Source organism: Mesorhizobium sp. WSM3866 (assembly GCF_002294795.1).
GTDB lineage: Bacteria > Pseudomonadota > Alphaproteobacteria > Rhizobiales > Rhizobiaceae > Mesorhizobium.
Genome location: NZ_NSGC01000002.1, coordinates 675,051 through 697,365 on the forward strand (window position 1 = coordinate 675,051; position 22,315 = coordinate 697,365).

The window sequence follows — 22,315 nt, forward strand, 5'->3', positions numbered from 1 at the left end:
CGCGATCGCCGGGAAGAATCCCGGCGTGGTGGAGCCTGCCATGCTCAAGCTGTTCAGCCTGCTTGCATGCCTTGCCTGCGCCGAGGCAGCGCCAATGCCTGCCATCGGAGGCACTGCCGTCGATGTGGAACTCGTGCTGGCCGTCGACATCTCGCAATCGATGGACGAAGAAGAGTTCGCCCTGCAGCGCGCCGGCTATGTCGAGGCGCTGCGCCATCCCGACTTCATCAGCGCCGCGCGCTCGGGCCCGAGGGGCCGCATCGCGCTCGCCTATTTCGAATGGGCGGGCGTCGTGCGCGACGACGGCGTGATCGGCTGGCAAGTGATCGACGGCGCGGACAGCGCCAACGCCTTCGCCGACACCATCGCGGGTCGTCCGTTCCGGAGCTTTCGCGGCACGTCGATTTCAGGCGCTCTCGGATTCGGCGCCGGACTTCTGGAGAAAAACAGCTACTCGGCGCCGCGCCGGGTCATCGACATATCGGGGGACGGGCCCAACAATGCCGGGCTGCCCGTCGCGATGATCCGTGATGCGGCTTTGGCCAAAGGCATCGTGGTCAACGGCCTGCCGATCCTGATCAATCCGTCGCCGAGCGTCATTCGTCTCGACCGCTATTATGCCGATTGCGTCACCGGCGGCCCCGGTTCGTTCGTGTTGCCGATCTATGCGGCGTCGGAATTCTCGACGGCTATCCGCCGCAAGCTGATCCAGGAGGTGAGCGGGATCGGCGACGCCGGAAGCATCCGCGTCGACGCGGAGGCGCCGACCGACTGCCTGCTTGGCGAACGGCTGCGGCAGCGGTTTTCCGATCCGTATTTTCCGGAGCTGGATCGGTGAGGTCCCAATTTGCACTGTTTCGGCCAGAGCGCCGCGCTGTGCCTCAGGCCGCTCTGGCGCCGTATTTGGCGCGGAACTCGTCATAGCAATCGCGGCGCCAGCGCCGGCCGACGACATAGCCGCGCAGCAGTTCGGTCGGCGAGTAGCCGAGCGCCTTTGACGACCGATTGGCGAGATAGCCCGAAAAGGCCTGTGGCAGCCTCCCCTTCAATATGTCGGCGATGATCTGCCGCGCGATCATATAGGGCGGCACGTCGGGATAGCGGTCGGCAATATAAGGATGTTTGCCGATCAGGTTGGCGTAGGCCTCGACATAGCCGTCGCGCCGGCCGGAGATCGAATTTTCCGAATTGTATTTCTTCCAGTCGATATCATCCGACAGCAAGGCGCCGCTGCGGTTGGCAAAACGCAGCAGCAATTCGCGGTCCTGCATGCGCGTGATATCGCTGTCAAAGCCGCCGATCGCAAGCAGCGATTCGTGCCGGGCGGTGATCGCCGAGCCAGCGATGAAGATCGTCTGCGAGACCAGGGCGCGCTGCAGCCTGCTCTTGTCGAGCAAGGCCTGACGATTGATGCATTTGGTGCTGCGGCCGCCCTTGACCGAGATGAAGGAACTGATCAGCACTTCGAGCGAGGGGTTCCTGTCGAAGTGCGACAGCGTCCGGTCGAGGCGGTCCGGCAGATAGACATCGTCCGAATCAAGAAAGGTCACGATCGGCGCCCGCGCGCGCTCGATGCCCGCGTTGCGCGCGGCATTGGCGCCGCGCCATTTCGCGCCGACATAGATCAGTCTGGGATCGCGAATCTCGGCCAGCGCCAAGGCCGTTCCGTCGGTCGAACCGTCGTCGACAACAATGTGCTCGAAGCGGGTAAGTGTCTGGGCAAGAACACTTTCCACCGCGCGCACGACCTGGCTTCGCCGGTTGTGCGTCGGCGTGATCACGGTGATCAGCGGAGCTGGGTCGGAGGCAGTCGGCATCTAACTTTCGTTATGGGCAGATAAACGATGACCGTAAGATACTCGCACAACCTGCCTCCATGTCCGCCCCCCGGATGGGTTCGGCAAACGCTACAGAAAAGAGCCGCCTATGTCACCTGAGGTGTCGCATCGGGGTCAAGTTCAGAGCGTGTTTCCTCAAAGTCATGCGGTTTGAAAGCAACACTTCGCGGCGGTTTATCCTTCAACTATGCCCGACATAGTCAGGCACGGTTTCGATTTCGTCGCTTACGAGACCGGCAGCGAGGCTGAAATGACCAAGAAATGCCAGGGTATAAAAAGCCAGGCCTACCACCAGTGAAAACGGAATCTGCCAAAGAGGCATACCCGTTTGCGGCGCGTGGCTGAGCACGCGTCGCGTTGTGCGCCACGACATGGTCCACCAGCGACTGAACGACTTGACGATCCGCTGGCTGCGACTGGGGGCATGAAGCGCGACGAACTTGCGGTCGGCGTCCCTGCCGGTCACCAACGCGCGCCAATAGAAGAACCGCCAGCCTCGCGGAGAGTAGTGGTAGACGCGCGCATCAACGTTGACGATCTTGTGGCCCTCGCGCCGAAGCTGGTGCATCAGCAGCGTGCAGGACACCTTGAAGCCGTTATGTGCCGGGAAAGGGTGGCTGACGATCCAATGGCGCCGGAAGGCGACATTGTTGGCATTGATCGCCCGCTTCGAGGCGAATCTTTCGTCTCCACGGGCCATCGGGAAGAACCAGATCAAGGCGAAGGTTCTCGAGAAGAAGTCGTCATAGGACAGATAGGTATGGCCGTTCACGCACACGGTTTGCGGCTGTTGAAACGGCTGCAGCAGATTTGAAAGCCAACCTGGCTGAGGGACCGTGTCCGAATCCAGGAAAACGACGATGTCCCCTTCGGTCAAAAGCACGCCGTTGTTCTTGAGTTCGTAATACCGGCCGTCGGGGCAAGCTGTGATCGTCAGGTCGGCAACCTGCATCAATTCAGGCGCTTCAGCTTCAATGCTCGCTTGCAGCAAGCTGCCGTCCGAATCGGGCCCGCCATGCGACACGACAACTTTTGGCCTTGCAAAACCCGTAGCGGGAACAGCCGCGATTTCGCGCGCCAGTGACTTCAGCCCCAGGCCGATCTCGTTCCAGTCGATGGATTTGGCGTTCTCCATCTCCATGACGATCGAATAGATCGGGTGTTCAGCCATAGATAATCACCACCAGTTTTGCCGGTACAGTCGCTATAGCCCTGCGGGGTATGCCGTCAAACGATTCTCGGTGCCATTCTATTTGCAAGTTTGCGCTTCAATCGCATGATTCTTTCTAGATCTTCAGGAACACGCGCTTTTTTCTGTGCGGGAAGCTCGACGGGTCGGCATATTCAGACAGGAAACGTTTTCTCCATTCGTCATTGGTCGCGTCGCGCTGGATTTCGAGACCTGATCCGAGATTCGTTCCCCAGACAGGCTCGACCCCGGCCAACTGGGCAATTTTCTCGAGGCTTCCTCTCGGGTTTTGCTGGACCTGCTCGTAAGTTAGCGCAAGAAAGGACAGCCCGTTTTTCGCGAACCACCCGTCCCAGGCCAGATTTTCCATCAGAATCTTTTCGAGCGATTCGGCGATAGCCTCGCCGTCATAGCGTGGGGATGCGCGATTGACCTCGCTAGAGCGGAATCTGCGGGTTTGGCGCGCACGCGCCCATGAGATCGCCTGACCCAGCAAATCGCTGCGCGTCAGGCGCACATAGTGAAGGTTGGGAAGACTGGCGGGGAGGTTCACCTTCTTGGCAACTTGAGCGAATTGACTCGCAAAAAGCTTGATCGCGTAGATTCCGGAAGAGGACCGTCCTTCCGTCAGCGCCCTCAGAAGCTGCCCTCTGGCATCGCGCGGATAGCCTGGCTGTTCGAGCAGCCGGCGCCCGCCAAACCACTCCAGTGGATTGCCCAGCCCGGCGGAAGCCATCAGTCCTGCAAGATGATTGCTGCCGGTACGCGGCGAAGTGCACACAAGAATCCCTGTGCTTATCTCCGACAGAATTTCCGACGGGATTTGAACCACGGCCGGCCGGCGTCGAAAGAGATCGAGCGAGATCATCGTTTCAGCAAGAACACCGCCTGCTGGCCGAAGAAGTTCCAGAACCACCAGGGCATCGACAGGCCGATCTTCTGGCCGTTGGCGTCGAGCGCGGTCGCCTTCTCGACCGTCGCGCCGAGCTCTTCGCACAGATTGACGAAGTCGCGAATGGTGCAGAAGTGGATGTTCGGCGTGTCGTACCAGGAATAGGGCAGGTCCTTGGTGACCGGCATCCTGCCCTTCATCAGCAGCGAGAAGCGCACGCGCCAATGGCCGAAATTGGGGAAGGAGACGATCGCGCGGTTGCCGATCCGAAGCAGCTCGTCGAGCACAAGTTTCGGGTTGCGGGTCGCCTGCAGCGTTTGCGACAGGACGACGAAATCAAAACCTTTGTCGGGGTAGAATTCGAGGTCCTTGTCGGCATCGCCCTGGACGACGGAAAGGCCGCGCGCCACGCATTCGTTGACGCCGCGCTGTGACAGCTCCAGGCCGCGGCCATCAACCTGCTTGGTCGCCTGCAGAACCTCCAGAAGCACGCCATCGCCGGAGCCGACATCGAGCACGCGCGAATGCGGCGGGATGAGATCGGTGACGACTTCGAGGTCGACGCGCTGAGCGCGATTAACGCTCATGGGCACACCTCCGGCCTTTGAGCATTTGCAGCCAATGGGAATCTCGGCGTCTCAGAAGTGCGGCCAGGACACAGGGATCGCGCGCCACTCATAGGCTGAGCCCCCTTGCGCGCGCGGCCGAGGCTATGAAGCCGTTGATGGCCGCGAACAATTCCGGTTCGTCGAGCAGGAAAGCGTCATGGCCGCGATCGGTCTCGATCTCGACGAAGGAGACGGACGCGCCGGCGGCGTTCAGCGCATGCACGATCGAGCGGCTTTCCTCGGTCGGGAACAGCCAGTCGCTTGTGAACGACACGAGGCAGAAGCGTGTCTTGGTGCCGGCGAAGGCATCCGCCAGCCGTCCGCCGTGGTCGGCGGCGAGGTCGAAATAGTCCATAGCGCGGGTCAGATAGAGGTAGGAGTTGGCGTCGAAGCGGTCGACGAAGGTCATGCCTTGATGGCGCAGATAGCTTTCGATCTGGAAATCGGCGTCGAAGCCGAAGGTCAGCGCCTCGCGATCCTGCAGGTTGCGGCCGAACTTGCGGTGCAGCGCTGCTTCCGAGAGGTAAGTGATGTGCGCGGCCATGCGCGCCACGGCGAGGCCCTTTTCCGGCCGCCTGCCGAAATCGAGATATTTGCCGCCGTGCCAGTCCGGATCGGCCATGACGGCCTGCCGCCCGACCTCGTGGAAGGCGATGTTCTGCGAGGAATGGCGGGCGCCGGTGGCGATTGGCAACGCGGAGAAGACGCGTTCCGGGTAGCTTGCGGCCCATTGCAGCACCTGCATGCCGCCCATCGAGCCGCCGAGCACGCAGAACAGCTTCTCGATGCCGAAATGATCGACCAGCATCAGCTGCGCCCGCACCATGTCGCGGATGGTGATGATCGGCAGGTCGAGCCCATAGGGCCTGCCTGTCGCCGGATCGGTCGAGGCCGGGCCGGTGGAGCCGAGGCAGCCGCCGATGACGTTGGCGCAAATGACAAAAAAGCGGCTGGTGTCGATGATCCTGCCGGGGCCGATCAGCACCTCCCACCAGCCCGGCTTGCCGGTCACCGGGTTGGTGCTGGCGACATGCTGGTCGCCGGTCAGCGCGTGGCAGACGAGGATGGCGTTGGAGCGGGCGTCGTTGAGGGCGCCGTAGGTCTGGTAAGCGACCTGGAACGGCGACAGCACGGTGCCCGCATCGAGTTTTAGCGGCTTGTCGGGACCGAACTGCAACACCGGGCTCGACGGTTGGTCGGCCTCGTGGTTGGTCCTTGGAGCGCGCTGAGCGGCCATTGCATTCCCCATCCAGTCGCATCGATCTCGCGATACGGCGTCCGGCCGGCAACGGACAACAAAAAACCGGCCTGCCTTCGCAAAGCCGGTTACAGGTTGCAAACGGCCCTTTAGCGAATTGTTTAACGTGGCTGCAAGCCGACCGGCCAAATCACCACGGGAGATCCGGCTGTTGTTCTAGGGCCAGCGCCGCGCTTCGTCAACGGTCTGCCTACGCGCGAGCGCGCCGGCCCCTCGACATTCGGGGCCACCGCCTGTATTTCCGCTGCGGCCTCGAACCAGGGCCTCTCGACGGATTTGTGACATGAAGCAGGATCAGCCACGTCCGACGCCCCGCGCGGGCATCATGGACATCGAGGCCTATGTGCCGGGAAAAAGTACCGCGCCGGCCGGCGTGACGAAGGTCTACAAGCTGTCGTCCAATGAGAATCCGCTCGGGCCCTCGCCGAAGGCGATCGAGGCCGCCCGGGAGGTGGCTGCCAAATTGGACGTTTATCCCGACGGCTCCGCCCGCCGGCTGCGCGAGGCGATCGCCGATGTGCACGGCCTCAATCCGGCAAACATCGTCTGCTCCAATGGCTCCGACGAGATCCTGGGGCTGCTGGCGCAGACCTATCTCGCGCCGGGAGACGAGGCCGTGTTCACCGAACACGCCTTCATGGTTTACAAGATCTATATCCAAGCCGCCGGCGCCAAGCCGGTGGCGGTCAAGGAGACGGACGAGCGCGCCGACATCGACGCAATCCTCGCCGCGGTGACGCCGGCGACGCGGATCGTGTTCCTCGCCAACCCCAACAATCCGACCGGCACTTATGTGCCGTTCCAGGAGGTGCGCCGGCTGCATGCCGGACTGCCCAAGAGCGTGCTCCTAGTGCTCGACGCGGCCTATGCCGAATATGTGCGGCGCAACGACTATGAAGCCGGCATCGAGCTGGCCGGGAGCTCGGAGAACGTGGTCATGACCCGCACCTTCTCCAAGCTCGGCCTCGGCGGCGCACGCATCGGCTGGATGTACGGACCGGCGCATATCGTCGATGCCATTAACCGGGTGCGCGGGCCCTTCAACGTCAATGCAACCGCGATCGAGGCCGGCATCGCGGCCATCCGCGACCGCGCCCATGTCGAGCGCAGCGTGGCGCATAACGAGAAGTGGCTTGCCTGGGTCAGCGAGGAGCTGACCGGGCTCGGGCTGCGCGTGACGCCCAGCGTCGGCAATTTCCTGCTGATCCACTTCCCCGACAACAAAAAGCATTCGGCAGCGGCAGCGGACGACTATCTCAGCGCGCGCGGCTACATCCTGCGGCGCGTCACCGGCTACGGCTTTCCCAACGCGCTGCGCATGAGCATCGGCATCGAGGAGGCCAATCGCGGCGTCGTCGAGGCGCTCAAGACATTTCTGAAAAGCTGAAGCACCATGACAGCACCGATGTTCGGAAGAATAGCGCTGGTCGGCATCGGCCTGATTGGTTCGTCGCTCGCCCGCGTCATCCGCCGGGAAGGCCTGGCGCGCCACATCGCTGTCGCGACGCGCAGCCAATCGACGCTCAAGCGCGCCGAGGAACTGGGTCTCGGCGATTCCTACACGACCGAGGCCGAAGACGCGGTGCGCGACGCGGATCTCGTCATCGTCTCGGTTCCGGTCGGCTCGTCCGGCGAGGTCGCGGCCGAGATCGCGCCGGCGCTGAAGAAAGGCGCGATCCTCACCGATGTCGGCTCAACCAAAGCTTCGGTGATCGCGCAAATGCAGCCGCATGTGCCCGTCGGTGTGCATTTCATCCCCGGGCACCCGCTGGCGGGCACGGAAAAGTCCGGGCCGGATGCCGGCTTCGCCGATCTCTTCGACAACCGCTGGTGCATCTTCACGCCGCTGCCGGGCACGGATCCGGAGGCGCTGGAAAAGCTCTCCGAATTCTGGCGGCGCTGCGGCTCCAACATCGACACGATGGACCCGCAGCATCACGACATGACCTTGGCCATCGTCTCGCATCTGCCGCATATCATCGCCTACAACATCGTCGGCACCGCCGACGACCTGGAATCGGTGACCAAGACGGAAGTCATCAAATACTCCGCTTCCGGTTTTCGCGACTTTACCCGACTGGCCGCTTCCGACCCGACCATGTGGCGGGACGTGTGCCTGCACAACAAGGACGCGATCCTGGAAATGCTGGCGCGCTTCTCGGAGGATCTGGCCTCGTTGCAGCGAGCGATCCGCTGGGGCGACGGCGAAAAGCTGTTCGACCTGTTCACCCGCACGCGCGCCATCCGCCGCTCGATCATTGAGGCCGGCCAGGATATCGATGTGCCGGATTTCGGCCGTCAGGCCGTGGAGCACCCGGGGGCCAAGCCCTAGGCCTTCTGCTCGATCTGTCCCGATGGGGGCCAGTGCGCCGCCATCATGGCCATTGTCTCGGCTCTGTCCGGAGCGCCGAGCCGGCCGCCGAAGCGCAGGCATTTAAGCGCGGCGGCGGCGCTGGCAAAGCGCAGCGCCTGCTCGGACGGCATGGCTTCGGCAAGGCCGACGGCGAAGGCGCCGTGGAAGACGTCGCCGGCGGCGAGCGTGTCGACCGCCTTGACCTTCGGCGCCTCGACATGCCGGACGCGACCGGTTCCCCGATCATGCCACCAGGTTCCGGCAGCGCCGCCCGTCACCGCGACGAAGGCGTCGGTGCGCGAGGCGAGATCGGCGCATGCGCTTTCCGGATCGAGCGCATGGCCGCAGACGATCCGCGCCGCCGGCTCCGAGGCGACGATGTGCGAGGCCAACGGCAAAAGCCGCTCGAGCACGTCGATCGGCGCGATGTCGGCGTCGAGGATCGCCGGACGGCCGGCGTCCCGCGTGGCCGCCAAGGCAAGTGCCGCGGCGCCCGGCCAGCGGACGTCCACCAGCACGGCGTCGAAGGCGGAAAGTTCGGCAAGCGGCAGCGTGTCGGGATCGGCTTGCGCCCTGCTGTCATAGAAGGGCACGATGATGCGCTCGCCATGGGCATCCACCAGGATCGCGGCCAGCGCGGAGCGCGCGCCGGCGACGCGGCGGACCAGGCTGCAATCGACGCCTTCCGCCTCGATCTCGGCAATCAGCCGGTCGCCGACCGCATCGTCTCCCGCGCTCGCCCAAAGCGACACATCGGCGCCGAGGCGATGCGCGGCGCAGGCCGCACTCGTCGCCATGCCGGAGGCGATCTGGACACCGTCGCTGGCGATGAACTTGCCCTGATGCGCGGGCAGCGTCTCGACACGCAGGATCGTGTCGAGGGTGAACGCGCCGACGCTGAGCAGTTTGATCGGTCCGGCCATCGCAGTCTCAATCGACCGGCTTGATCTTGCCGAGCGGGATGAAGCCAAGCGAAGCTTTACCCTTCACGATCTTGAGCGGCATGGACGGTTGGTTGCCGAGCATGGCAATGCCGGCAAAACCCTGCTCGATCTCGCTCTTGTGCTCGGGAATGGCGCTGGCGAGGATCGCCGCTACGGCCTTTGGGTCCTTTAGCTTGATCGACAGATTTGCATCGATCAGGCCGTCGGCGTCGATCGAGATCGGCCCGGACACAGTTACGCGCGCCGTGCCTGATGACACGTCGAGGCTGGCAATCTCGACCGACTGGCCGCGCAGGCTTTTCGGCGGCGCCTTAATCAGCGCGACGCCGTTCTTCACTGTCGCTTCGCCGGCGCCGTCGAGTTCCGGCAGCACGCGTCCGCCGACAGCTTCCGCGTCGATCTTCAGGTCGCCAAAGCTGCCGGTATAGACGAGGTCCTGGCCGTTCGGCTGCAGCTGGCCGGCCGCCTGGCCGGCGCTGAACAGCTGCACGGGATCGGTGTCGTCGGCCGGATCGGTCTGTCCAGACAAGCCTTCCGCCTGAAGCGAAATGCGGCGCGGAAGCGGCCATGACAGCTTGACCGTGGCGTGCAGCTTGTCCCAGTCGAGCCAAAGTGGCGGCATGCCCGGCGCCACAGTCCGCAACGGCCCGCGCAGGTTCGCCACGGGCGACAGAGGCTGGGTGATGCGAGCGACGACGTTCATATCGCCGGTCGAGGCCGCTACATTCCTGGCATCGTCCTGATAGGCCAGGCTGTCGCAGGCGACCGTGAAGTCCAGTGGATAACCGCTGACCGTGAGATTGGCGCAGTCGGCCTTGATGCCCTTGCCTCCAAGCTCGGCCACGGCCCGCTCGGCCTCGGTCTTGACCTTGCCGGCGAGATAGAACCATCCGCCGCTGTAGAGCGCGAACAGCACCAAGATGAACGCCGCAAGCCAGAACAGCCGGCGGCGAGGTTTGCGCGATCGCTCGTCACTTGACGTCATGCTGCGGCTCTCGTTAACCCCTCATGCGGCGAGCGGGTGGTTGTTCTTACGCACGACAAGCGGGGACAGAAGAAGCACCTTACCGGTGTGGTGTCGTCACTCGAATGCAATCAGGCTTGGCGATATGGGCGATTTTTGGGTTTTTGGCTACGGGTCGCTGATCTGGCGGCCCGGTTTCGCACATGTCGAGACGCGGCGCGCCCGTCTTTACGGCTTCCGCCGGTCGCTCTGCGTCTATTCCTTCGTCCATCGCGGTACGCGTGAGCGGCCGGGCCTGGTGCTCGGCCTCGACCGCGGCGGCTCCTGCGTCGGGCTCGCCTTCCGCGTGCCCGGCGATTTGCGTGACGAAGTGCTTTCCTATCTGCGCGAGCGCGAGCTGGTGACCAGCGTCTATCTCGAACGCACTCTCGATGTCCGGCTGGATGGGGCGGGACAAGGCGGAACGGTCGAAGCGGTCGCCTACATCGTCGACCGCGCGCATGAGCAATATGCCGGCGGGCTCGACGCCGGCCATGCGGCAAAAGTCGTGCGCGGCGCCGTGGGCCAATCGGGCAGGAACGAAGACTATGTCCTGAGCACAGTGGAGCGTCTGAGGGCGCTCGGCATCCGCGACCACTGGCTGGAAGAGGTGGGGCGGCAGGTCGCGTCTTCGTGAAGATCTGGCCCGATCAAAAAGCAAAACCATGCCTTTGACCTCGGCAAGGCACGACCTAGCTTAGCCGCAATCCATCCTCTGGGCACCCAGGCCCTTCCCAGCATCACGGAGATCAGTCTTGCAGAAACGCCGTCTCGGTCGCACCGACCTTTCCATCGCGCCGCTGGTCCTTGGAGGCAACGTCTTCGGCTGGACCGCCGACGAGAAGACCTCGTTCGACCTGCTCGACCGCTTTGCCGAGGCCGGCTTCAACGCAGTCGACACGGCGGACGCCTATTCGCGCTGGGCGCCGGGCAACAAAGGCGGCGAATCCGAAACCATCATCGGTAACTGGATGAAGAGCCGCGGCAACCGGGACAGCATCGTCGTCATCACCAAGGGCGGCTCCGACATGGGACAGGGCAGGCGGGACCTCTCCGCAGCCTATATCGAAAAGGCGGTCGACCAATCGCTCAAGCGGCTGCAGACCGACGTCATCGACCTCTATCTGTCGCACTGGCCGGACCCGGCCACGCCTTACGAGGAAACGCTCGGCGCCTATCAGCGCCTGCTCGAGAAGGGCAAGATCCGCTATCCGGGCTGCTCCAATCTCGATGCGGGGCAATTGCGCGCGGCCCTGGATGTCGCCAGCCTGCGGGGCCTGCCGCGTTACGAGGTTCTGCAGCCCGAATACAATCTGTACGATCGCTCTTCGCTGGACGGCCCGCTGCTCGACCTGTGCAAGGCGGAAGGCCTCGGCGTCATCACCTATTTCGGCCTGGCCAAGGGGTTCCTCAGCGGCAAATACCGCAGCAAGGCCGACCTTGGCCGGAGCGAGCGTGGCGAAGACGTGGCCGAGTATCTCAACGAACGCGGCATGCGCATTCTCTCCGCGCTCGATGCCGCGGCCGGGCGCCATTCAGCCAAGCAGGCCGAAGTGGCGCTCGCCTGGGTCATGGCGCGGCCGGGCATCACCGCGCCGATTGCCAGCGCCACGACGCCCGCACAGATGGAAAGCCTGATCCGCGCCGCATCGCTCAAGCTTTCCGCCGACGACATCGCAGCGCTCGATCGCGCCAGCGCTTAAGGCGTGTCGATATTCAGGCGGATGCCGGCCTGACCTGGATCCAACATGCGTTAGTGCAGCAGGTCCCCCGCACGATCGTCCAAGACCTTGCAGATAGCCTCGCGATAATTCCTACCCGATCGCGGCAGGAATTGAGGTTCGGCATGGTCGGAGACGTTTTGTCCGAAGCGCAGCCCTGGCAGCAGGTGCTGGCGCTGGTCATGGCGGCGACCGTTGTCATGGGTAGCCCAGGTCCGGCGACGATCAGCGTCACCGCCGTCGGCGCCGCTTTCGGGCTGCGGCCTTCGCTGGGTTATACGTCCGGCATCGTGCTTGGAACGACGGCCGTGCTCCTGGTTGTGGCCGCCGGGATATTCGGCATGCTCGCCTCGGTGCCGGGGCTGGCACCGTTGCTGACGGTCGCTTCGGCCCTCTATATCCTCTACCTTGCCTTCAGGATTGCGACAGCGCCGCCGCTTGCCCAAGGCGGCAATGCGGCGGCGCGTCCCACCTTCTCCGGCGGCTTCATGCTCGCCGTCGCCAACCCGAAAGCCTATGTGGCGATCGGCGCGGTCTTCGCGGGAGCTTCATCGACGGTCGACGGGCTCGGGATTTCGGCCAAACTTTTGGTGCTCGCAGCAATGATCGTTGCCATTCATGTGCTCTGGCTTCTCGCTGGGACGATTTTCGCGAGGCTGCTGCGCGATCCATTGGCGTCGCGGATCATCAATCTTGTCTTCGCGGCGACGCTGGTGCTGACGACTGCACTGGCGGGGCTGCCGTAAGGGGAGCTCAGGCCTTCGCCGCAGCACCGAGCTCCGCCAGCCGCTTCACCGCCGTCGGCGGCATCGGCGGCGGATTCGGCGCGCGCGAGGCCTCGACCAGCAGCTCGTCGCAGGCGGTCTCGGTCTCGCCGATCAGCCGCTGCATGAACTCCTCCTTGTCGAGCCCCGGAGGAATCGGCGGCAGGAAACGGGCCTTTATGGTGCCCGGATAACGCATGAACTTGCGGCGCGGCCAGTAGAGGCCGGCGACATGGGCGACCGGCACCACGGGAACGCCCAGCTGGGTATAGAGCTCGACGATGCCGTATTTGTAGGACGGCTCGGCGCCCGGTGGGCGACGAGTGCCTTCCGGGTAGATGATAAGCTGACGCGGGTTGCGCGCCATCTCCTGCCTTGTCGCGGCAACGACCGCTTTCAGCGCCTTGGAGCGGCTGCCGCGGTCGACCGGGATCATGCGCATCTTCATGATGTACCAGCCGAAGAAGGGGATCCAGGTCAGTTCCCGCTTCAGGATATACAAGGCGTCGTCGAGATAAGGAAAAAAGGCGATCGCGTCCCAGAACGACTGATGCTTCGGCGCCAGGATGAAGGACCCCTCAGGCAGGTTCTCGGCGCCCGTGATTTCGCTCCTGGTGCCGGCGATCTTGTCGTAAAGCCACATCGAGGTGCGCGACCAGAATTTCGGCACGAACCAGGCGCGGTGGCGGGGCGACAGGAAATAGAAGGGCGTCCAGAAGATCATCTGAACGACCAGGCTGAGATAGAAGGCTAGGTTGAACGCCAGCGAGCGGATAATGAGCATGCGGGAAAGGGCCCGGTGTGGAAGTGAGCGTTGGTTACACCAAGCGCGGGCAAAAAGGAAACGGCGCGACGGTGGGGCGCATCACAGCGAGCGCGCCAGCCGCTCCTTCAGGCGGGGCGCCGCGAAATCGAGGAAGGCGCGCAGCTTCACCGGCAGCAGGCCCTGACCGGCATGCAGGAGATTGACCGGCCATGGCGGCGGCTCGAACGGCTCGAGCACGACATGAAGCGCGCCGGCGCGCACCGCGGCGTCCGCCTGATAGGAGAGCACCCTCGTCAGGCCGAGGCCGGCGATCGCCGCATCGATTGCTGCCTCGGCGGTGTTGAGCTGCAGCCGCGAGCGGACCGGAACCACGGTTTCGCTCTTGCCGGTGCCGAAGCTCCACGTCGCGGGAGAGGCAAGCCCTTCGAAGGTGATGCAGTTGTGGCCTGAAAGGTCGCGCGGTTCGAACGGCGTGCCATGCTTCGCAAGATATGCCGGGCTGGCGCAGACGATGCGGCGGATCTGGCCGACGGGCGCTGCGACCATGGCGGAATCCGGCAGCTCGCCGATGCGCACGGCAAGATCGATATGCTCCTCGATCAGTTGCGTGATCCGATCGGACAGCGTCAGGCGGATGTCGACGTCGGGATAGGCGGCCAGAAAATCTGTGACGACCGGCAGCACATGCAGGCGGCCGAAGACGACCGGCGCAGTGATCACCAGCTCGCCGGTCGGGCTCAAATATTCGCCAGCGGCGGCTCGTTCGGCTTCGCCCACCTCATCGAGGATACGGCGGCAGGCGGCGAGATAGGAACGACCAGCGTCCGTCAAGGTGAGGCGCCGCGTCGACCGGTTGAGCAGACGCGTCTTGAGGTGCCTCTCCAGTTCGGAGAGCTTGCGGCTGACGGTGGCGAGCGGTACGCCGGCGTGTCGCGCGACGGCGGAAAGGCTGCCGGCCTCCACCGTGGCTACGAACAAGGACATGGCGTCGAGGCGGTCCATTTATTCTTCCGAAATGTGGAAGGATGGATTGCAACTATGCCTTCTACCTCCGGATTTCGGAAGGGGCTACATGTCGTTCCACTTTGGCAGAGGACAGCCGCCATGGACGCCTTCACCAGCGACGTCGCCTTTACCCCTACGGTCAAGGCCATCCAGTCCCGCAAGGGCTCGCGCGCATCTTATGCGCGGGTCGAGGAGCGCGGCGGCTGGCGGGCGACGATCAGGCCCGACCTCGCCGCCTTCGTCGAGGCGCAGACCAGTGTGTTCCTGGCGACAGCCAATGGCGGAGGTCAACCCTATGTTCAGCATCGCGGCGGGCCAGCCGGCTTCCTGAAGGTGCTGGACGAGCAAACGATCGGCTTTGCCGATTTCTCGGGGAACCGGCAGTTCATCACCCAGGGCAATCTTGCGGACAATGCCCAGGCCTTCCTGTTCCTGATCGACTACATGCTTCGGCAGCGCATCAAGATCTGGGGCACAGCGCGCGTCGTCGAGGACGATGCGGAGCTGACGGCGAGGCTGATGCCGGCCAACTACAAGGCGCGGCCGGAGCAGGCGATCCTGTTCAGCGTCACGGCCTGGGATGCAAATTGCCCGCAGCATATTCCGCAGCGCTTCGAGGCGGCGGATGTGGCCGCCGCGCTTGCCGAGCGGGATAGACGCATTGCCGGTCTGGAGCAGGAGATCGCACGCCTGCGCAACAGCGCGTCTGGCGAAGCTTAGTTCTTGCTCACCGTAGAGGCTTCGGCGAGCGTGACGCCCTCGGTGGTCGGCCGAAGCGGGACGATGCCGCGCGCCAGCGCCAACACATATTTGCTGTATTCGGTGAGCAGCACGCGCAGTGCTTCCGGCTTGGTCAGCCAGCTGCCATTGCCGAGCTTGTTGTTGACCACCGGATAGGGCTCAAGCCGCGCGCCATGCAGCAGCCGGCCCATCTCGAGCAGGCTGCGCGGCATGTGGTAGTTGTTGGTGACGACGATGATGCTGCCATAGGCGTGGCTTTCCACCCATTTGGCGCTCTCCTCGGCATTGCCGATCGTGTCGAGCGCGGCGCGGTCGATGTCGACGCAGCAGGAGAACAGCTGCTTGTCGCCGCCCATCGCCGCTTGCAATTGGCGGCGGCTCGCCGTGGGGTGAACACCGCTGATCAAGAGCCGCTCGCCCTTGCCTGATGCCAGCAGATCCATGGCGGCGTCGAGCCTCGACTGACCACCGGTGAGCACGATGATTGCGTCGGCCCTGGCCGGATTGACCGGCGTCGTCATGTTGCTGACCTTGTCGGCAAACCAGCCGAAGCCGCCGGCGAAAAGCGCCAGCAGGGCGAGCACGAAGAAACCGCAGAGACGAAGCGCAAATCTGAGACGACCGGTTCTTGCAGACGCAGCACCGCGCGTAAGCGCCGCTGGCATCCGTCCAGCCGTTCCGATCGAGTCCCGCGCGTCCATCATCCCCAGGTTAATCCTGAAAACATCCAATGGTTAACTCTGAAACGTCGCCTTTCATAGATAGCACGGCGCACATTGCGTTACGGCAGTTTCCCTTGCGTGATCATGCACTTGTGGAGTCCGGATCGCATTGGAAACCCAACTTGCCACCTCTTGCATTCGCGCCACCCTTGGCTACGCGTCATGATCAGACCGCCTCCGGCTGCCGGATATCGATCTCGCTGAGATAGGCGACGACCGTGGCATGCGAGGTCGCAGCGGTCAGCGCGCCGATCACCAGCACCATCAGGGCGACGCCGAGATAGCCGGTGGAGCCGATCGCGAAATTGCCGAACAGCGCGGTCGCCTGGTCGGCCTCAGGCGTCGCCATGTTGCGCGACGACCACCAGGAAAAGACGATGAAGACCATGATAGCGGCGGCACCTCCGGCGGCGGCGCCTTTCATGCCGGTGACCAGGAAATGCCAACGGAATTCGCGCGCGATGAAGCGGGCCTCGGCGCCGACAAAATGCAGGACCTCGATGATGTGGCCGTTGCCGGCCATGGCGCCGCGCGTGGCGAACACCACCGTCAGCACCGTCGCCGATAATATCAGCGCCAAAACGGCAAAGCCGATCGTCACTGTCGTATGCGCCATGGCGACCAGCCGGTCGACCCAGGTGCGATGGTCGTCGAGCGCGGCGCTCGGCAGCTTGGGCGTGATCGCGGCGCGCATGGCCGCGAAGTCGGGCGGATTGGCCTCGTCGATGGTGACGACGATGAGGCGCGGCACCGGCAGTTCATCGATGTTGAGGCCGGTGCCCAGCCACGGCTCCAAAAGGCGCGCCGTCGCATCGCGGTCGACGATCCTCGTACCCTTCACACCCCGGAACTCGCTGGCGATTTCAGAGGCCTGCGCGAGGGCTGCTTCCATGTCGAGGCCCTCGACGGGCTTGATCTGGATCGTCGCCTCGCGCGAGATCTGGTTCTCCCACACCGAGGCGGTGTCGCGCACCAGCGTCACGGCGCCGAAGGTTAGGCAGGACAGGAAGGTCATGATGGCGATGACCAGCACCAGGGCCCGGCCGGCGATGTTGTGCGCCGGCACGATCGGCGCCATCTTGCGCTGTACACGGCGAACGACAGCCGGCGTCTCGACGGCTTCCTCGTGCAGGTGATCGGCCGGAAGTTCAGTCATAGACGTCCAGCCTTCCGCCGGCCAGAATCATGCGCCGGGCATCGACCTGCTCCATCAGGCCGAGGTCGTGGGTTGCGATCACCACGGCGGTGCCGAGCCGGTTGAGCTCGATGAAGAGCCTCAGCAGCCGGCGCGCGAGCGGCGGATCGACGTTGCCGGTCGGCTCGTCGGCAAGCAGGATCTCCGGCTGCTCGATCAGCGCGCGCGCGATCGCAGCACGCTGCTTCTCGCCGCCCGACAGCACCGGCGGCAGCACATGCATGCGCTCCCCGAGGCCAACCCATTTCAGGAGTTCGGTGACGTCGGTGCGATAGCTCGCCTCCTCGCGCCCGCGCACGCGCAACGGCAGCGCCACGTTCTCGTAAGTGGTCATGTGGTCAAGCAGGCGGAAATCCTGGAACACCACGCCGATGCGGCGCCTGAGCAGCGGCAACTCGCCGCGCGAGATGCGCGAACGATCCTTGCCGAAAATGGTGATCAGGCCGCGCGTCGGCTTCAGCGACATGAAAAGCAGGCGCAGCAAGGTGGTCTTGCCGGCGCCCGAGGGGCCGCTCAGGAACTGAAAGGAGCGCTCCGGAATGTGCAGGGAAATGTCGCGGAGAATCTCCGGACCCATGCCATAGCGGAGGCCGACATTTTCGAAGCGGATCACGTTCGGCGACCTGAAACCTTAGGCGGCATCCCGCCAGCCTGTTCTCTGCCAAGACCATCGGCCGGCATGGTTAATCGTTGGTTAATTTCTGCGCGCTTTCGACGTTTCACAGCAGTTCCGGTGGGGAAGCGTTAACCATTTGCGTTTACCCAAAAGCAACGAAGATTGCACTGGGGCCGTAATGGCTGAGGATAGAACCGCGCGCTCTGTTTCCGGCGAAATCATGACCGGCACGGCGACAAAGGCCGCGCCGGAGCGCGTCATTCTCGACACCGATGTCGTCGATGCCGACTATGTGGTGCTGCCGCGATTCGCCGCCCGTTCGGAACCGCTTGCGGCGCCGTTGCCGCCGCAAGCGCCCTCGACGCCATCCATCGCGGGCATGGGCATGCTGCGCAAACCGGCGGCTGCGCCGGCGCGGCCGGCCTCTCGGGGCGGTCCGATCTTCTGGGCCGCCGGAGTGGGCGCCGCCCTCGTGGCTTTCTGGGTGTCGGGCGGACATGCCCTGGTGCGTCACAGCCCCTTCTGGGCGGCTGCGCAGCCGGCAAGCGCGCTCAGCATTTCCGGTGTGACGTCGCGAATCGATGCCTCGGGGCTGAAGCCCATCCTGTTCATCGACGGCGAGGCCGCCAATGACGGCGTAAGGGCGGAGTCGCTGCCGCCGCTCGAGATCCGCGTCACCGACAATGCCAGCAATGTCATCCGCTACAGGTTGGGGACATCCAACCGCTCGCTGGCGCCCGGCGAAAGATTCGGCTTTTCCAGCCGGCTCGATGTCCCTAGAAACGGCGTGAAGGCCGTATCGGTCACCTTCGCCGGGTAGGTGCATCGATATTCAGGTGATGCCGGCCTGCAATTAGTGGTTTCCTGCGCTTAGGTGCTCACGTGCTTGAGTACGCTCTGCACCGGTTCTCGGAACCCGCTATTTTGGGTTCGGCCTGACCTGAATATTGATGAACCTAGCCCTTCCGGCGTTGCAGGCGATTCTGAAGGAAAAAGCTATGCCAGTTGTACGCGGCAAGGACATCGAGGTCCTGTTTTCGGCGTCGGCGATCGCCCGGCGCAATCTCGAGCTCGCCAAGGAAATCGCCGGGCGCGACTATCACGACCTGCTTGTGATATCGATCCTGAAAGGCTCGTTCGTCTTTGCCGCCGATCTTATCCGCGCCATGCACGACGTCGGCCTGTCGCCCGAGGTCGAATTCATCTTCATCTCCAGCTACGGCGCCGGCACCACAAGCGGCGAGGTCAAGGTGCTGCGCGACATCGACAACGAGGTCGCCGGCCGCGACGTTCTTTTGATCGACGACATCCTCGAATCCGGCAAGACGCTTTCCTTCACCCGCGACCTGATGCTGTCGCGCGGCGCCAGGAGCTGCGCCATCGCGGTGCTGCTCGACAAGCGCATGCGCCGCCAGACCACGCTCAACGCCGATTATGTCGGCTTCGACTGCCCCGATTATTTCGTCGTCGGCTACGGCATGGACGTCGCGCATGCTTTCCGGGAATTGCCGTTTGTCGGGGTCGTGAAAGGCGACAAGTAAGGTCGCGCCGAAAGAGGCCGCATAGACGTTTCAAATTTTCAGAAAACGTCAACGTTTCGGCGGCATCTATCTCGGCATGGCAAAGCTTTTGATCGTCGAGGACGATGAATCCGTCCGCACCCTCGCTGCCCGCGCGCTGGAGCGTGATGGGCACAGTGTCACCATCGCCGCCGATGGCGCGAAGGGGCTCACCCTGATCCGCCAGCAGCGCGGCAGCTACGATCTCGTGGTATCCGATATCCGCATGCCGGAGATGGACGGCATCGAGATGGCGACCGCGGCGGCAAAACAGTTTCCGGCCATGAAGATCATGCTGATGACCGGCTATGCCGACCAGCGCGAGCGCGCCGAGGAATTGAACGGCATCATCCTCGACGTCGTGCAGAAGCCGTTCACGCTTGCCGAAATACGCGCCCGCGTCGGACGGGCATTAAGCTGCTTCGCTTGATCGTTTAGACGGCATCGCCGGTCGCTGCGATTGCAGGTGCTGCGCCGCGTCGGCGCTCACCGTTCAGTGCAACCAGACCGGCGCCGATGATCAGCGCCGCGCCCAGCACCGTCGTTGACCGCGGGACCTCGGCGAAGAACAGGAAGCCCCACAGCGGCGACCAGAGGATGCCCGTGTATTCGAAGGTTGCGACCCGGTTGGCGGGCGCCATCCGGTAGGCCTGCGACAGCAAGATCATGCCGGCGGAGGCAACGAAGCCGCAGGCCGCCATCTTCAGGAAGTCCGGCAGCGCCGGCCAGACCCAGGGCCGCACCAGGAAGTCGAGGCTCGGGTGGCCCGCATGGGTGATGCCGGCAAGATGAAACACCGCGGCGACCGCCACAGCGCCGGTGAGATAGGCGCCGTTCTGGTAGAAGGCCATCACCGTCGAGGATTCGGTCTCGCCGATCCGGCGCGCCATCAGCTGCGAGAACCCGTAGAGGAATGCCGAGCCGAGCGACAGCAGTGCCGCCCAGTCGAACAATCCGGCGCCCGGACGCAACATCACGACCACGCCCACGAGGCCGATCAGCACCGTCGTCAGCGTCCGCCCGGAGACGTGCTCGCCGAGATAAGGCCCGGCCAGCAACATGATAAAGAGCGGCGCCATGAAATAGAGCGCTATCGCGTCGGCCAGCGAGAGGGCGGCAATCGCCAGATAGTAGACGGTGTAGGAGCTGAATTGGATGAAGCCGCGCAGCGTCAGCATGCCCGCTCGTTTCGACAGCAAGGCTGTCAGGCCGACATCGGCCTGGACGATAACGACCAGGATCGGCAGCGCCACCAGGGCGCGGATCGCCATCACTTCCGTCACCGGATAGCTGCCCGATACCGCCTTCACCAGCGGGTCCTGCAACGAAAAGACGAGAACGCCGAGGCAGAGGCTCAAAATGCCAAGCACCATCCGGTTCTGCATGTTCGTTCCAGTGAAAAAGAGCCCGCCACCGTTTCGGGCAGCGGGCACGAGTGAGGACTCTTCGAATTGGTCCGCGGCCGAATCTCACGGCCGCATATCCAATGGGTAGAGCAACTATCCTGCGGCGTTTGACATGTTGCAAACGAATTGGAATGATACCAGCAATCAAAATTTCTTATGGCGACATCGATGAAGCCCACCCTCGACAGCGACCTCCTGCGCACCTTCGTGGCGGTCGCCGAGACCGGCAATTTCACCAAGGCGGCGGAAAAGGCCGGACGCACCCAGTCGGCGGTGTCCATGCAGATGAAGAAGCTGGAGGACATGGTGGGCGACAGCCTGTTCGAGCGCGGCTCTCGCGGAGTGGCGCTGACACGCCGCGGCGGCGAGCTCATCGCCAACGCCCGCCGCATCGTCTCGCTGCTCGACGAGACGGCGGCATCGCTGGTGGCGCCGCCGCTCGGCGGGCTGGTGCGCATCGGCATTCCTGCCGAATACGGGCGGTCAATCTTGTCGCGGGCACTTGGAGAATTCGCCAAACGCCACCCGCGCGTGGAGGTCACGGTACGTTACGCGCATTCCGACTCGCAGGTGAGGGCGCTTGCGGCCGGCGAACTCGACCTTGCGGTGGTGTTCGAGTGGGAAGGTTTTTCCGGCGGCGATGTGCTGATGCACGATCCCACGGTATGGGTGACGTCAACGCTGCATCACATGCATGAGGAACGGCCGGTGCCGATCGCGCTTTACAGCCGCAATGGCTGGTGCCGGGACTTCGCGATCAAGTCGCTGCAGCAGCGCGGCCTCGACTACCGCGTCGCCTACACCAGCGACACCAATGGCGGCCTGACGCTGGCGGTCACTTCTGGCCTGGCGATCGCACCGATCTCGCGCAGCAACATCCCGCCCGATTGCCGCGAACTGACCGCCGCCGACGGCTTCGGCGACATCGATTCCTCGAATGTGGTGCTTCACCGCAACCCGCTGGCGACGGGCGAAGCGATCGACGGGATGGAAAACGCGATCCGCGAGGCTTTCATGCTGACCAGGCAGGCACAGGCAACAGTCAGTCTTTGACTTACGAAACGGTCCGCTCAATCCGGCGGTCCGCTCTCCATCTGCTTGAGCCAGCGCATGGCATCCTCAAGGCGATCGTCGCCCCAGAACAGCTCGCCGTCGACGACGAAGCTCGGCGACCCGAAGATGCCGAGCGCCTTGGCCTGCTCCGTCGCGGCCGCGAGCTCGGCCTTGGCGTCATCGCTGTCGGCCCGCCGAAGAACCGGCTCCGCTTTCTGTCCGGCCTTCTCGATGCTCGCCGAAATGTTTGGCTCGCTACCCGCCGGCTCACCCATTTCGAACCAGCGCCGGTAGCTTTCCCGGGCATAGGCTTCGCACCAGCCCTCGCGCGCCGCGATGAGAGCCACGCGATTGGCGCGTTCGAGCTCGGCCAGCGGGTAGGGGGCCGGCAGTTTCGGCACCATCCTGTACATCGCCGCTCGGCGCTCGATGTCGCGCCACATATAAGCGGCCTTCGCCGGCTTCTTGGCAAAGGGAATGTTGTCCATCTCGATCATGATGGCGCGCACATTGAAGGGTCGCCAGCGGAACTCGATGCCGGTCTCAGCCGCAACCTCGGCGAGACGCATCACCGAAAGATAGGTGTAGGTGCTGCCGATGGAGAACCAGAAGTCGATCATCGCCATTCTCCCTTGACGATGACGATACCGGCAGGCAGCGAGCCCTGCAATGCGTGTGCCGA

At 63.9% G+C, this 22,315-nt stretch carries 25 protein-coding genes and 1 riboswitch; of the genes, 11 read left to right on the forward strand and 14 right to left on the reverse strand.

Going from position 1 to position 22,315, the window contains the following annotated elements:
• The first annotated feature begins 40 nt into the window (after nucleotides 1-40).
• Entirely contained in the window at nucleotides 41-838 is a 798-nt protein-coding gene (locus tag CK222_RS07550; RefSeq protein ID WP_095799886.1) for a DUF1194 domain-containing protein, read from the forward strand.
• 43 nt (nucleotides 839-881) lie between these two features.
• On the opposite strand, the gene CK222_RS07555 is transcribed toward CK222_RS07550, so the two are convergent.
• The 5 genes from CK222_RS07555 to CK222_RS07575 all read right to left on the reverse strand — a co-directional run bounded on the left by CK222_RS07555 (nucleotide 882) and on the right by CK222_RS07575 (nucleotide 5,764).
• The gene (locus tag CK222_RS07555) at nucleotides 882-1,817 is read right to left on the reverse strand and encodes a glycosyltransferase family A protein (RefSeq protein ID WP_095782444.1); all 936 of its coding nucleotides are present in this window, start codon (nucleotides 1,815-1,817) and stop codon (nucleotides 882-884) included.
• Between the two features lie 202 nt (nucleotides 1,818-2,019).
• On the reverse strand, nucleotides 2,020-3,009 hold the full coding sequence (locus CK222_RS07560) for a glycosyltransferase (protein WP_095799887.1): 990 nt from the start codon (nucleotides 3,007-3,009) through the stop codon (nucleotides 2,020-2,022).
• Between the two features lie 115 nt (nucleotides 3,010-3,124).
• Nucleotides 3,125-3,943 carry a Stf0 family sulfotransferase gene (locus CK222_RS07565; protein WP_176477583.1) on the reverse strand — a complete coding sequence of 273 codons (819 nt, stop codon included), beginning with the start codon at nucleotides 3,941-3,943 and terminating at the stop codon, nucleotides 3,125-3,127.
• On the reverse strand, nucleotides 3,892-4,506 hold the full coding sequence (gene metW / locus CK222_RS07570) for a methionine biosynthesis protein MetW (RefSeq protein WP_095799889.1): 615 nt from the start codon (nucleotides 4,504-4,506) through the stop codon (nucleotides 3,892-3,894). Before metW ends, CK222_RS07565 begins: the two co-directional genes overlap by 52 nt.
• A gap of 88 nt (nucleotides 4,507-4,594) precedes the next feature.
• On the reverse strand, nucleotides 4,595-5,764 hold the full coding sequence (locus CK222_RS07575) for a homoserine O-acetyltransferase (RefSeq protein WP_095782441.1): 1,170 nt from the start codon (nucleotides 5,762-5,764) through the stop codon (nucleotides 4,595-4,597).
• Between the two features lie 90 nt (nucleotides 5,765-5,854).
• A riboswitch (SAM riboswitch) is annotated at nucleotides 5,855-5,932 on the reverse strand.
• A gap of 136 nt (nucleotides 5,933-6,068) precedes the next feature.
• Between CK222_RS07575 and hisC the strand changes: the two genes are divergently transcribed.
• Both hisC and CK222_RS07585 read left to right on the forward strand, forming a co-directional pair.
• Nucleotides 6,069-7,172, forward strand: a complete 1,104-nt coding sequence (gene hisC / locus CK222_RS07580; protein WP_095799890.1) for a histidinol-phosphate transaminase — start codon at nucleotides 6,069-6,071, stop codon at nucleotides 7,170-7,172.
• Nucleotides 7,173-7,178: 6 nt separating this feature from the next.
• Nucleotides 7,179-8,117, forward strand: coding sequence for a prephenate/arogenate dehydrogenase family protein (locus tag CK222_RS07585; RefSeq protein WP_176477584.1), 939 nt, complete (start codon nucleotides 7,179-7,181; stop codon nucleotides 8,115-8,117).
• Here the strand turns inward: CK222_RS07585 and CK222_RS07590 are convergent.
• Together CK222_RS07590 and CK222_RS07595 are read right to left on the reverse strand one after the other, a co-directional pair.
• Complete coding sequence (locus CK222_RS07590) at nucleotides 8,114-9,061, reverse strand: sugar kinase (RefSeq protein WP_095799892.1); 948 nt, start codon at nucleotides 9,059-9,061, stop codon at nucleotides 8,114-8,116. The two genes, CK222_RS07585 and CK222_RS07590, sit on opposite strands and share 4 nt — an antisense overlap.
• 7 nt (nucleotides 9,062-9,068) lie before the next feature.
• Nucleotides 9,069-10,067: a DUF2125 domain-containing protein gene (locus CK222_RS07595; RefSeq protein WP_095799893.1), complete on the reverse strand. Its 999-nt coding sequence runs from the start codon at nucleotides 10,065-10,067 to the stop codon at nucleotides 9,069-9,071.
• A 124-nt stretch (nucleotides 10,068-10,191) separates the two neighbouring features.
• On the opposite strand from CK222_RS07595, the gene CK222_RS07600 reads away from it, so the two are divergent.
• The 3 genes from CK222_RS07600 (at nucleotide 10,192) to CK222_RS07610 (ending at nucleotide 12,552) form a co-directional block, all read left to right on the forward strand.
• The gene (locus CK222_RS07600) at nucleotides 10,192-10,722 is read left to right on the forward strand and encodes a gamma-glutamylcyclotransferase (RefSeq protein ID WP_095799894.1); all 531 of its coding nucleotides are present in this window, start codon (nucleotides 10,192-10,194) and stop codon (nucleotides 10,720-10,722) included.
• Between the two features lie 118 nt (nucleotides 10,723-10,840).
• Nucleotides 10,841-11,788 (forward strand): aldo/keto reductase, encoded by a 948-nt coding sequence (locus CK222_RS07605; protein WP_095799895.1) that lies wholly within the window; start codon nucleotides 10,841-10,843, stop codon nucleotides 11,786-11,788.
• A gap of 143 nt (nucleotides 11,789-11,931) precedes the next feature.
• On the forward strand, nucleotides 11,932-12,552 hold the full coding sequence (locus CK222_RS07610; protein WP_095799896.1) for a LysE family translocator: 621 nt from the start codon (nucleotides 11,932-11,934) through the stop codon (nucleotides 12,550-12,552).
• Nucleotides 12,553-12,559: 7 nt separating this feature from the next.
• Here CK222_RS07610 and CK222_RS07615 read toward each other — a convergent pair whose 3' ends face one another.
• Together CK222_RS07615 and CK222_RS07620 are read right to left on the reverse strand one after the other, a co-directional pair.
• Nucleotides 12,560-13,354, reverse strand: coding sequence for a 1-acyl-sn-glycerol-3-phosphate acyltransferase (locus CK222_RS07615; protein WP_095779346.1), 795 nt, complete (start codon nucleotides 13,352-13,354; stop codon nucleotides 12,560-12,562).
• A gap of 81 nt (nucleotides 13,355-13,435) precedes the next feature.
• Nucleotides 13,436-14,338, reverse strand: a complete 903-nt coding sequence (locus CK222_RS07620; protein ID WP_095799897.1) for a LysR family transcriptional regulator — start codon at nucleotides 14,336-14,338, stop codon at nucleotides 13,436-13,438.
• Between the two features lie 102 nt (nucleotides 14,339-14,440).
• On the opposite strand from CK222_RS07620, the gene CK222_RS07625 reads away from it, so the two are divergent.
• Entirely contained in the window at nucleotides 14,441-15,061 is a 621-nt protein-coding gene (locus tag CK222_RS07625; protein WP_095799898.1) for a pyridoxamine 5'-phosphate oxidase family protein, read from the forward strand.
• Here CK222_RS07625 and CK222_RS07630 read toward each other — a convergent pair.
• The 3 genes from CK222_RS07630 to ftsE form a co-directional block, all read right to left on the reverse strand.
• Complete coding sequence (locus tag CK222_RS07630) at nucleotides 15,058-15,786, reverse strand: YdcF family protein (protein ID WP_066990251.1); 729 nt, start codon at nucleotides 15,784-15,786, stop codon at nucleotides 15,058-15,060. The genes CK222_RS07625 and CK222_RS07630 overlap by 4 nt on opposite strands.
• Nucleotides 15,787-15,970: 184 nt before the next feature.
• The gene (locus CK222_RS07635) at nucleotides 15,971-16,960 is read right to left on the reverse strand and encodes an ABC transporter permease (RefSeq protein ID WP_095799899.1); all 990 of its coding nucleotides are present in this window, start codon (nucleotides 16,958-16,960) and stop codon (nucleotides 15,971-15,973) included.
• The gene (ftsE, locus tag CK222_RS07640) at nucleotides 16,953-17,612 is read right to left on the reverse strand and encodes a cell division ATP-binding protein FtsE (protein ID WP_066990245.1); all 660 of its coding nucleotides are present in this window, start codon (nucleotides 17,610-17,612) and stop codon (nucleotides 16,953-16,955) included. The genes CK222_RS07635 and ftsE overlap by 8 nt, the downstream gene beginning before the upstream one ends.
• Nucleotides 17,613-17,793: 181 nt before the next feature.
• Here ftsE and CK222_RS07645 point away from each other — a divergent pair, with 181 nt between their 5' ends.
• The 3 genes from CK222_RS07645 (at nucleotide 17,794) to CK222_RS07655 (ending at nucleotide 19,604) form a co-directional block, all read left to right on the forward strand.
• Complete coding sequence (locus CK222_RS07645; protein ID WP_095799900.1) at nucleotides 17,794-18,435, forward strand: hypothetical protein; 642 nt, start codon at nucleotides 17,794-17,796, stop codon at nucleotides 18,433-18,435.
• A gap of 178 nt (nucleotides 18,436-18,613) precedes the next feature.
• Entirely contained in the window at nucleotides 18,614-19,156 is a 543-nt protein-coding gene (gene hpt, locus CK222_RS07650; protein ID WP_067319657.1) for a hypoxanthine phosphoribosyltransferase, read from the forward strand.
• Nucleotides 19,157-19,232: 76 nt separating this feature from the next.
• Complete coding sequence (locus CK222_RS07655) at nucleotides 19,233-19,604, forward strand: response regulator (protein ID WP_095799901.1); 372 nt, start codon at nucleotides 19,233-19,235, stop codon at nucleotides 19,602-19,604.
• A 4-nt stretch (nucleotides 19,605-19,608) separates the two neighbouring features.
• On the opposite strand, the gene CK222_RS07660 is transcribed toward CK222_RS07655, so the two are convergent.
• Entirely contained in the window at nucleotides 19,609-20,559 is a 951-nt protein-coding gene (locus tag CK222_RS07660) for a DMT family transporter (RefSeq protein ID WP_066990236.1), read from the reverse strand.
• A 189-nt stretch (nucleotides 20,560-20,748) separates the two neighbouring features.
• On the opposite strand from CK222_RS07660, the gene CK222_RS07665 reads away from it, so the two are divergent.
• Nucleotides 20,749-21,633, forward strand: coding sequence for a LysR substrate-binding domain-containing protein (locus CK222_RS07665; RefSeq protein WP_095782779.1), 885 nt, complete (start codon nucleotides 20,749-20,751; stop codon nucleotides 21,631-21,633).
• 17 nt (nucleotides 21,634-21,650) lie between these two features.
• On the opposite strand, the gene CK222_RS07670 is transcribed toward CK222_RS07665, so the two are convergent.
• Nucleotides 21,651-22,253, reverse strand: coding sequence for a 2-hydroxychromene-2-carboxylate isomerase (locus tag CK222_RS07670; protein WP_245430709.1), 603 nt, complete (start codon nucleotides 22,251-22,253; stop codon nucleotides 21,651-21,653).
• Between the last annotated feature and the right edge of the window lie 62 nt (nucleotides 22,254-22,315).